Source organism: Muriicola sp. (genome assembly GCF_041567615.1).
Classification (GTDB): Bacteria; Bacteroidota; Bacteroidia; order Flavobacteriales; family Flavobacteriaceae; genus Muriicola.
In genome coordinates this window covers 1-9,790 of the sequence record NZ_JBFGBM010000098.1, presented here as the reverse complement: position 1 = coordinate 9,790, position 9,790 = coordinate 1, and the positions used below count along the sequence as shown (strand labels likewise).

Sequence of the window (9,790 nt, the reverse complement as noted above, 5' to 3'; positions counted from 1 at the left end):
GCCATACAGGTCTGGAGTGCTCTTGAGGAGGCCAAACGCTATTTCAGCCTTATCGGCAATATCAAGTTCTTCTTTTGGTTCGTCGGGATCTGCACCATCATTGCCGGCGTAGTTGGAGTGAGCAATATCATGCTCATCGTGGTCAAGGAAAGGACGAGGGAGATCGGAATCCGAAAGGCTCTGGGGGCCAAACCCTGGTCCATTATCCTCATGATCCTTCACGAGGCTATTTTTGTAACCGCCATTTCGGGTTTTGCCGGCCTTATCTTCAGCATGGCCATCCTGGAGATCGTCGGACCCCATGTTCAGGTGGATTACGTCGTCAACCCCTCAGTAAATTTCAATGTCGCATTGGCGACTGTCTTTGTGCTGATTATCGCAGGGACCATTGCGGGATTCTTCCCCGCCTGGCGCGCTGCTCATATCCATACCATTGACGCCTTGAGGGATGAATAAAAAAGAACGAAAAGATGTTTAACCGGGATCGCTGGAAAGAGATTTTAGAGGTGCTTACCACTAACTGGTTCCGAACCGTGCTTACCGCCTTTGGGGTGTTCTGGGGGATTCTGATCCTGATCATCCTCCTGTCTGCTGGGAAAGGACTCGAAAACGGGATACGAGCAGATTTCGGTGACATCGCGACCAACACCATGTTCATGTGGACAAGGAGTACGACCAAGGCGCATATGGGCCTGCCGATAGGCCGGAATTTCAATTTCAAGACGGAAGATGTCAAAACGCTATGGGAGAAATTTCCCCAACTCAGGTTTGTCTCACCCCGGAATCAGCTAGGAGGTTGGGGCGGAAATAACAACGTGATACGAGGGATCAAGACAGGTGCTTATAACGTGTATGGGGACTACCCGGAGATCATACAGCAAGAACCCATGGCCATAACGGCAGGACGATTTATCAACCACAATGACCTAGACAACAAGAGGAAGGTGGCTGTGATAGGGCAAGGTGTAAAGAATGAGCTCTACGAGCAGGGTGAGGAGGTCATAGGCTCTTATTTAAAGATCCAGGGAGTTAATTTTATGGTGGTGGGAACGTATAAAAAGCGTTCCGGAAACGGCAACGGGGAAGAGGGGCAAAAAGAGATCTACGTGCCCTTCACCTCTTTTTCCCAGGCTTTTAACCGGGGCAATAATGTGGGTTGGATGGCCATTACGGCCAAGGACGGATATCCTATTTCCGATATCAAAACAGGTATAGTGAACGAAATGAAAAGGGTGCACAAGGTACATCCGGAAGATACAAGGGCCGTTGGGTTTTTTGATCTTTATGAAGAATTCAACAGGGTGGAAAGCCTGTTCGGCGCCATGAACTTTATCGGATATTTTGTGGGTATCCTTGTCCTGCTCTCGGGGATCATAGGGGTGAGCAATATCATGCTTATCGTGGTCAAGGAACGTACCAAGGAGATCGGAATCCGTAGGGCCCTGGGCGAAGATCCCTGGTCTATCCGGAAACAGATCCTGCTAGAGTCGCTCTTCCTGACCATCATTTCCGGCATGGCCGGCATAGTCGTGGGTGCCTTGTTCATATACGGGGTCAATGCCCTCCTCTATGCCAACGGACCTGTAGATATGTTCATGAACCCCAGCGTCAACCTGGGAGTGGTTTCCGCGGCATTGTTTATCCTGATCATTTCCGGCCTCCTTGCAGGATTTATCCCGGCCCAGAGCGCCATCAAAGTCCGCCCGATAGATGCCTTGCGAACCGAATAAAAAATCAAACTGATATAATCTCATCGAAAATGAAAAAATCTGTTACCATCATCATCCTTCTGCTCATCGTGATCACCTTTGGCGGAGCCATGATCTACTTGTATCAAAAGAATGCTGAAGATCCGGTGGTCTATGAGACAGAACAGGCAGAAAAGCGCACTATTATCAAGAAAACGGTGGCAACGGGCAGCATACTTCCCCTGGAGGAGGTCCTGATCAAGCCCAATATTTCTGGTGTGATCGACGAGATCTATGTGGAAGGGGGAGACTATGTGAAATCAGGAGACCTGATTGCCAGGATCAGGGTGGTGCCCAACCTCAATGCCCTGAACGATGCGAAAAATGCCATTGAAGACGCCAGGATCAACCTGGAGGATCAGAGGAGGAACTTCGACAGGCAAAGTGAACTCTTCTCCCGGGGAGTGATCTCGAAAGTCGATCTGGAAAGGGCCCAGGTGACCTACGACCAGGCCAAACAGGCCTATTCCGCGGCCAATAAACGCTATGATATCGTGCAGACCGGGACGACCAGCGGGCTCAGCAATGCAGCCAACACCCTGATCCGGGCAACCGTCAGCGGGATGGTCCTGGAAGTGCCTGTAGAAGTGGGCAATCAGGTGATCGAGAGCAACAACTTCAATGAAGGGACTACCATTGCGGCCATAGCCGATGTGAACAAGATGATCTTTGAGGGTAAGGTAGACGAATCGGAAGTAGGGAAGATTAAGGAAGACCTTCCGCTCGAAATTACCGTAGGAGCCATAGAGAACAAGGTGTTCAAGGCCGTATTGGATTACATCGCCCCCAAGGGAAAGGCCGAGAATGGCGCCATTCAGTTTGAGATCAAAGGGACCCTTGAAAAAGGGGATACCGTATTTATACGGGCCGGTCTGAGTGCCAACGCTTCCATCATCCTGGCCAGGGCAGACAGTGTACTGGCCATCAAGGAGGCCCTGGTACAATTCGACCCCGAGACCAAGAAACCTTTTGTGGAAGTAGCAACCGGGGAGCAGCAGTTTACCCGCAAGGATATAGAACTGGGGATAAGCGACGGGATCTATGTGGAAGTACAATCCGGAATCACGGCCGAAGACAGGATCAAGGTCTGGAATGCTATTCAGCCCGAATCATTTGGGGGCTAGGTTTTTTTTAACACTATTTTTTAACAATTCTTGTAACATTTCCGCACCTTGACAGTCCAATGACAGGATCGGAATCTGAAAAAAGAAACGCACTGACCATGATTGAAATAAAAGATCTGCACAAATCGTACAAGATGGGAAGCAATTCCCTCCACGTGCTCAAAGGGATCAACTTTAATGTTGAAGAAGGGGAGCTGGTAGCCATCATGGGGTCTTCGGGTTCCGGCAAATCGACGCTCCTCAATATCCTCGGGATGCTGGACGAGGCCGATTCGGGAACTTATTTGCTGGACGGCATTCCGATCAAAAATCTCAATGAGACCAAAGCGGCCAATTACCGCAATAAGTTTCTGGGCTTCATCTTCCAGTCCTTTAACCTGATCAACTATAAAACGGCCCTGGAAAATGTGGCCCTTCCGCTTTACTACCAGAAGATGCCGAGAAAGCAGCGACAAGAGAAGGCGATGAAATACCTGGAGCAGGTGGGGTTGAAAGAATGGTCTCACCATTTGCCAAGTGAACTTTCAGGGGGTCAGAAACAGAGGGTCGCCATCGCCCGGGCCATGGTGGGAGAGCCCAAGGTACTTCTTGCCGACGAGCTAACCGGGGCACTCGACAGTAAGACTTCCTATGAGGTCATGGAACTGATACAGAACATCAACGACCAGGGCAATACCATCCTGGTGGTAACCCATGAAACGGATATTGCACAGATGTGTAAACGCATCGTACACCTCAGGGACGGGGTGATTGTCAAGGATGAAAAAGTAAAACAAGTTAGGGCCAAAGCCAATGTTTAGCAGAGATACCTGGCAGGAAATATTTCTCACCATCCGGAAGAACAAGCTGAGAACTGTGCTTTCGGGGTTCACCGTCTCATTGGGGATCCTCATCTTCGTGGGCCTGGTGGGCCTCACAAACGGTCTTCAGAACACCTTTGAATATTTCTTTTCCCAGGATGCCACCAATGTGATGTACATCTTCCCGGGGCGTACCTCAATGCCCTATAAGGGATATAAGGCACTTCGGCAGATCGAATTGGAGAACAGCGACCTGGAGGACATCAAAAAGGATTTCCCCATGTTCGTGGAGTATATCTCTCCCAGGATCTTCCGCAGCGCACTGGTCAAGTACAAGGAAGAGTCCAATAACTACACTACGATAGGGGTCGACTGGGGTCAGCAATTCGCCGAGAAGACCATCATAATGAAGGGGCGCTACATCAACCAGGAGGACGTAAAGAACAGAACTAAGAATGCCGTCATAGGCAGGTTGGTAGAACAGGACCTCTTTGGCAACATGAACTCCATAGGTAAGTATATAGATGTGGGTGGCAGTGTCTTTAAGGTAGTAGGCGTATTCCAGGACGATGGGGGAGATAATGAGGAACGACAATTGTATATTCCATACACCACCCGCCAGCTCATAGAAAAGAATACAGATAAGATCGGCCAGATCGTGATCGGGTTTAAGGAAGAACTGGGATACACAGGGGCCATGGCCTTCCAACGAAGCCTGGAAAAATACCTGAAACAGAAAAAATTTATCAGTCCGGAGGACAACAACGGATTCTTCATCCGAAATGTAGCAGATCAATTGAAACAAAACCAGGATTTTGCCTTTGTACTGGCCATTATCGCGGCCCTGGTGGCCTTCGGGACCATCATAGCCGGGATCATAGGAATCAGCAATATCATGGTCTATGTGGTCAAGGAGAGAACCAAGGAGATCGGTATTCGCAAAGCGATCGGGGCCACCCCCAGATCTGTGATCTCCGTGATCTTACTGGAATCTATTTTTATCACGACCATATCAGGGTTTTTGGGCATGTTTCTGGGAATCGCTCTGCTGGGTACCCTGGGTGATAAACTCATGGATGATTATTTTATCCTGAATCCGGGAATCGGGACCGGGTTGGCTGTTTTCGCCACCCTCCTGTTGATCATTTTCGGCACCCTGGCGGGCTATGTCCCTGCCAAACGGGCTGCCCGTATTAAACCCATAGTAGCACTTAGAGACGAATAGCATGAAGTTTTTATTTGACAAGAATACATGGCAGGAGATCTTTGGTTCTATTGGGAAGAACAAGACAAGGACGATCATAACCGTTATCGGCGTTTTATGGGGGATATTTATCTATATCGTCCTTGCAGGTGCCTCGACCGGACTGGACAACGGTTTCGAGCGCAATTTTGAATCGGTAGCCAAGAACAGTATCTGGACCTGGTCGCAGTCGACCAGCATGCCCTACGCAGGATATAAAACAGGCAGGAGGTTAACCCTCAAGGTGCAGGATGCAACTACCTTGCAGAATCGTGTCCCCGAGATCCAATACATCGCCCCTGTGAATACCAAAGGGGTATTCGGGGGAGAGGCGGCCCTTGGTGTAAGAGGCCTGAAATCTAACAGCTACCCTGTATATGGGTATTTTCCGGTAATCGCCAAAATGGCTACCCAGAAGATCTATGACAACGGCCGTTTCATCAACGAGGAGGACGAGGATCAGGCCAGGAAGGTCTGTGTGATCGGGGAGCGTACCCAACAGGAACTGTTCGATAAGGAGGAGGATCCCATTGGAGGGTATATCCGCTTAGACGGGATCTATTTCCAGGTGGTAGGCGTTCACAAGTTCACCCAGACCACCCCGTTCGGAACAGACGGGGACGTTTATATCCCATTTTCTACATTCAGGAAACTCTACAATACAGGAGACAATGCCCAGTATTTTACCATAGCCGCCTTTGATGATGCCGATGTAGTACAGGTGGAAAAGGACATAAAATCAGTCCTGAAGAGTGTACATAATGTGCATCCTGACGATGAAAGGGCCTTTGGGGCATTTAACCTGGGAGAGGTATTCGGAAAGATCATGGGCTTTGCCAATGGACTGACGTTCGTATCCCTGATTGTAGGGCTGGCCACTATTTTAGCGGGTGTCATTGGTATTGGTAATATCCTCCTCATTTCGGTCAAGGAAAGGACCAAGGAACTGGGCATCAGAAGAGCCCTCGGGGCCACCCCCAGGGAGGTGAGGTCGCTCATCATCCTGGAATCGGTATTCCTGACTATGATTGCCGGTATTGTGGGGATCATTATGGGAGCCGGGGTTCTCAACCTGATCAACAATGCCACACAAGACATTGAGTTTCCTTATACCAACCCCACGGTTCCTATCCCTCTGGTGATCGGAGCACTTCTGGTGATGGTGGTCCTGGGAACGCTCATCGGTCTTATCCCGGCTCAGAGGGCTGTCAGTATCAAACCTATAGACGCATTGAGAGAAGAATAATAAACTAACAACTTTAAATAAATAACACGGTAAGAAGATGAACAAATATGTAAAATACGGACTGATCGGAGTCCTGGTGTTAGGCGCATTATGGGCGGCAGCTTTCTTTATCAAATCCAACAGCAAAGGAGCCATCACCTACGATACCAAAAAACCTTTTATCGCTAGTATTGAGAAGAAAACGGTAGCGACGGGTAAGGTCATCCCCCAGGAAGAGGTCGAGATCAAACCCCAGATTACAGGGATCATTGATAAGATTCTTTTGAAGGAAGGGGAGGACGTAAAGGCCGGAGACCTGATCGCTGTGATCAAGGTCGTTCCTAACGAACAGGCTCTCAACTCGGCCCAGGGAAGGGTCAGGAATGCGGAAGCCTCACTGGCCAATATTCAGATAGAATACGACCGGAACAAAAAGCTTTATGACAGGGGGGTGATCTCCAATCAGGACTTCAACAACCTGCAGCTGAGGTATGACCAGGCGGTCGTGGAATTGGAGAACTCCAGGACCGACTACCGTATCATCCGTCTGGGTTCTGCCGGAGGTGCCAACAGTGCCAATACCAACATACGGGCCACGGTAAACGGAACCATCCTGGAAATTCCTGTCGAGGTAGGAGACCAGGTCATACAGAGTAACAACTTCAATGACGGAACCACCATAGCCACCATCGCAGACCTCAAGACCATGATCTTTGAAGGCAAGGTAGATGAAGGGGAAGTAGGAAAACTGAAGATCGGGATGCCCCTGGAGATCAGCCTGGGTGCCATTGAGAATCAGAAACTGGAAGCCAAGTTGAAATTTATCGCTCCCAAAGGAATTGAAGAGGCCGGGGCCGTGCAATTCAAAATCGAAGGGGATGTGGCCCTGAATGATTCCATCTTTATCCGGGCCGGATACAGCGCCAACGCTTCCCTGGTCCTGGAAAAGAAGGACAGCATCATGGTGATCCCGGAGGCCCTCCTTCAATTCGACAAAGAAAATGACAAGCCCTATGTAGAGGTAGCCACAGGCGACCAGAAGTTTGAACGCAGGGATATTGAAATCGGTATCTCCGATGGTGTGAACGTGGAGATCATCTCGGGCCTCACTGAAGAGGATGAGGTTAAGGTCTGGAATAAGACAGAGCCCATCAAACGAGGTGAGGATGAGGAAGAAGCAGAAAGCTGATCAGATTAAATAATACCAAAACCAAGCATAAAAGCAATCAAAAAAACGAGACCATGAGATACAGAATATCCCTCTTTTTCTTCCTGCTCACGGTGGGGACACTCACTGCACAAATGAGAAAGTGGACGTTGGAGGAGTGTGTGACCTATGCAGTGGATAACAACCTGACGGTAGAACAGTTCGAGCTAGACCTGGAGAATGCCCGGGTAGACAGGTCGGATGCCATTGGGAACTTCCTTCCCAGTCTGAATGCCACGATGAACACCTCCGGGAACACGGGACTTGTACTGGACCCTACCACCAACGTTTTTGTTACTTCAACCATTTTTTCTGCCAGCGGGAATGTGACGTCCGGCCTTACCCTCTTCGATGGTCTGAGGAATATCCACCGATTGAACAGAGCCAAGCTCAATGAGATCGCCAACCAGTACAGGCTGGATGACCTGGTAGACGATATCCGCCTCAACGTGGCGAACAGCTACCTGAATATCCTCTCCAACAAGGAATCCCTGAAAGTGGCTGAGGCGCAGTACGCTGTGACCATTGAGGACCTGAAGCGCACCAGGGAACTGGTAGAATCGGGTGTGGTTCCCAGGGGAGATCTCCTGGAAGTGGAAGCCACAGCCGCCACACAGGAACAGACTATCATCAACAACCAGAACCAGGTATTGCTGTCCAGGATCGCCCTGGCCCAGCTGCTGCAGATTACGGATTATGTGAATTTTGACATAGCCGATGAAGAATTCGATGTGCCCCCATCAGACATCCTCAAATATTCACCCAAGGTGATCTTTGACAAGGCTCTTTCCTTTAGAAATGATATTAAGTTTTCTGAAACAGGCGTTGAACTGGCAGAAAAGGACCTGGAGATCGCCAAAGGCGCTGTGTATCCTACTGTAGGGGCCTTTTTCAATTACAATACCAGGTATTCAGACCAGACCCGCGATCCCTTTACAGGGGAGAAGATCGCTTTTAAGGATCAGCTCTGGATCAATGACGGGATCTCGTATGGAGCACAGCTTACCATCCCCGTTTTTAACGGATTTAGTACCCGAAACAATATCAGGCGATCTGAGATCGGGGTGGAACAGGCCCGGCTGCAGCTGGAGCAGGCTAAACTCGACCTTGAAACCACGATCAACCAAGCCTATGTGGATGTGCAAAATACGGCCAAGGCCTACGAGGCTTCCCAGAAAACCCTCGAAGCCAGAAGAACGGCTTATGAGTATACCAAGGACAGGTTTGAGGTCGGACTGATGAATGCCTTTGATTTTAGTCAGGCACAATCCCGGGTAGACAATGCAGAGGCTGAGGTGGTGCGCAACAAGTACAACTACATCTTCAGGATCAAGGTACTCGAATTCTTTTACGGACTTCCCATTGTCCTGAACTAGACTATCTTTGTGGCCCTATGGCCTGTATACTCCATTTAGAAACGGCTTCCACCAATTGCTCAGTCTCCGTGGCTGAAGACGGTGTACTGCTGGCGAGCAGGGAGCACAACAGTGCTTCCTTTTCACACTCGGAACAACTTCACCTGTTCATAGAGGAAGTGATCGCAAATTCGGGGATCTCCCTTCACGATCTCGATGCCATTGCGGTAAGTAAAGGGCCGGGATCCTATACCGGGTTGAGAATCGGAGTCTCCAGTGCCAAAGGGCTCTGTTACGCCCTGGACATACCCCTGATATCGACAAGGACCCTAAGGTCTCTTGCCCTCCAAATCAAAGAAGAGAAAGGGGTGATCATCCCCATGCTGGACGCCAGGAGAATGGAGGTGTATACGGCTGTGTTTTCTGTCGATTACAAAGAACTGGAACCCACTCAGGCCCTCATCCTGAAAACAGATTCATTCCAGGAATATGCTCAAAAAGGGCCAGTTTATCTCGCGGGCAGCGGGGCTGCCAAATGCAGGGATTTTCTGAAGCATCCCAACTTCAGGATAGTGGATACGCTGGTACCTACATCGACGGCCATGTGCGAAGAGGCCTATGAAAAGTTTCGGGGGAAACAGTTCGAAGACGTCGCCTATTTTGAACCTTATTATCTCAAGGATTTCATCCTGAAACCTAAGTCGACTTAGCTACGGTTCAAACCCTGCCTATACTTCTAGGCTTTCTGATGTACGTCGAGTTGTGGGAACGGGATCTCAATACCAGCTTTATCAAACCTGAGCTTGGTCTCCTCGATCACGTGGAAATGAGCCGCCCAGAAATCCTCGTTCTTTGCCCAGAATCTGAGCGTGAGGTTCACAGAGCTGTCGGCCAGTTCGCCTACAAATACGACCGGGGCGGGATCTTTTAATATTCCGCTCTGCTCTGCACAGATTTCAAGAAGAATATCCTTTGCTTTTTTTATGTTGGAGGAGTAGCTAATACCGATATCGATCTTATCCCTTCGGGTATTTTCAGCGTTGTAATTGATGATGTTGTTGTTAGACAACTGCCCGTTGGGAAGAATG

The 9,790-nt window shown here is 49.4% G+C and carries 10 protein-coding genes; 9 read left to right on the top strand and 1 reads right to left on the bottom strand.

Going from position 1 to position 9,790, the window contains the following annotated elements:
* The 9 genes from ABYP73_RS08090 to tsaB all read left to right on the top strand — a co-directional run.
* Positions 1 to 456 (top strand): ABC transporter permease (locus ABYP73_RS08090; RefSeq protein WP_372973984.1); only part of this gene is annotated, 456 nt, incomplete at its 5' end.
* A 14-nt stretch (positions 457 to 470) separates the two neighbouring features.
* A complete protein-coding gene (locus ABYP73_RS08085; RefSeq protein WP_372973983.1) occupies positions 471 to 1,730 on the top strand; it encodes an ABC transporter permease in 1,260 nt (419 codons plus the stop codon).
* A gap of 29 nt (positions 1,731 to 1,759) precedes the next feature.
* Positions 1,760 to 2,872, top strand: coding sequence for an efflux RND transporter periplasmic adaptor subunit (locus ABYP73_RS08080; protein WP_372973982.1), 1,113 nt, complete (start codon positions 1,760 to 1,762; stop codon positions 2,870 to 2,872).
* Positions 2,873 to 2,970: 98 nt separating this feature from the next.
* Positions 2,971 to 3,672, top strand: a complete 702-nt coding sequence (locus ABYP73_RS08075) for an ABC transporter ATP-binding protein (protein WP_372973981.1) — start codon at positions 2,971 to 2,973, stop codon at positions 3,670 to 3,672.
* Positions 3,665 to 4,897: an ABC transporter permease gene (locus tag ABYP73_RS08070; protein ID WP_372973980.1), complete on the top strand. Its 1,233-nt coding sequence runs from the start codon at positions 3,665 to 3,667 to the stop codon at positions 4,895 to 4,897. Before ABYP73_RS08075 ends, ABYP73_RS08070 begins: the two co-directional genes overlap by 8 nt.
* 1 nt (position 4,898) lies before the next feature.
* Entirely contained in the window at positions 4,899 to 6,161 is a 1,263-nt protein-coding gene (locus ABYP73_RS08065) for an ABC transporter permease (RefSeq protein WP_372973979.1), read from the top strand.
* A gap of 37 nt (positions 6,162 to 6,198) precedes the next feature.
* The gene (locus ABYP73_RS08060; RefSeq protein ID WP_372945640.1) at positions 6,199 to 7,329 is read left to right on the top strand and encodes an efflux RND transporter periplasmic adaptor subunit; all 1,131 of its coding nucleotides are present in this window, start codon (positions 6,199 to 6,201) and stop codon (positions 7,327 to 7,329) included.
* A gap of 53 nt (positions 7,330 to 7,382) precedes the next feature.
* The gene (locus ABYP73_RS08055; protein WP_372945642.1) at positions 7,383 to 8,723 is read left to right on the top strand and encodes a TolC family protein; all 1,341 of its coding nucleotides are present in this window, start codon (positions 7,383 to 7,385) and stop codon (positions 8,721 to 8,723) included.
* Positions 8,724 to 8,740: 17 nt separating this feature from the next.
* Positions 8,741 to 9,412, top strand: a complete 672-nt coding sequence (gene tsaB, locus ABYP73_RS08050; protein WP_372973978.1) for a tRNA (adenosine(37)-N6)-threonylcarbamoyltransferase complex dimerization subunit type 1 TsaB — start codon at positions 8,741 to 8,743, stop codon at positions 9,410 to 9,412.
* 26 nt (positions 9,413 to 9,438) lie between these two features.
* Here tsaB and ABYP73_RS08045 read toward each other — a convergent pair.
* Positions 9,439 to 9,790 (bottom strand): mechanosensitive ion channel family protein (locus ABYP73_RS08045; protein WP_372973977.1); only part of this gene is annotated, 352 nt, incomplete at its 5' end.